Consider the following 1,065-nt stretch of genomic DNA (forward strand, 5'->3'; position numbering starts at 1 on the left):
ATCGGCCGCGAGATGTTTGCCATTGACGGCGTCAAGCTGCCGAGCAACGCCGCCAAAGCCCAAAGCGGCACCCGGGCGGATTTCGAAATCAGGCCGGCAAACTCGAAGCGGCCGCGCAGAAGATGCTCGAACGCCACCGGCAGAACGATGCCTTGCCGGTCGAACCCGACCTCGCCGGGAAACAGCAGCAAAAGGCCGAACACCTGCAACAGGCGGCAAAACAATTACGCGACTGGCTCGCCGCCCACCCCAAAGATCGCCAGGGCAGCAAAGGCAGCATCATCAAGAGCAACCGCACCGATCCCGACAGCGCCAAGCTGGCCACCAGCAAAGGCGTCATCCAGGGATTCACCGGGGTGGCGGCAGTCGATGCCAAACACCAGATCATCGTCGAAGCCCAGGCCCACGGCAGCGGCTCGGAACAGGAACTGCTGCTACCGATGGTTCGCGCCAGCCCAGGCCAGTCCGGATACCCTCTACACCGCCGATGCCGGCTATCACGCCGAAAGCAACCTCAAGGCACTGACCGAGGCTAATATCACGGCCCTGATCGCCGACAACGGCATGCGCCAGCGCGACGAACGTTTCAAGGAACAGGGCAAATACAAAGCCAAGCCCGATCCGCTCTACGACAAGGCTCGCCCGAAGCAACCCGGCAAGTGTTACCGCCCCCGGGACTTCATGCTCGATCCGGAGTACACCTGCCCGGCCGGCAAGGTGCTCTACCGCAACGGCAGCAACTGCATTCACAACGGTTATCTCTCGACCAAATACAGCGGCACCCTGCGCGACTGCCTGCCTTGCGAGCAGCGTGACAAATGCCTGCGCACGCCAGACAAAACCCAAGTGCGGCAAGTCAGCTTCTTTCGCGGCAAAGCCGGGGCGACCGCAGAAAGCCATAGCGAGCGGATGAAACAAGCCATCGACAGCGAAGCCGGCAGAGCCCGCTACAGGCAACGCTTTGCCACCGTCGAACCGGTGTTCGGCAACCTCCGGCACAACAAACGCCTCAACCGTTTCACCCTGCGCGGCCGGCGCAAGGTTAATACCCAGTGGCAACTGTAT

At 62.0% G+C, this 1,065-nt stretch carries 1 pseudogene; it reads left to right on the forward strand.

The window, feature by feature from the left end:
- Positions 1-1,065: pseudogene (locus tag FFS57_RS26370) on the forward strand (transposase); the annotation flags it as partial.

The organism is Chitinivorax sp. B, assembly GCF_005503445.1.
Lineage (GTDB): Bacteria > Pseudomonadota > Gammaproteobacteria > Burkholderiales > SCOH01 > Chitinivorax.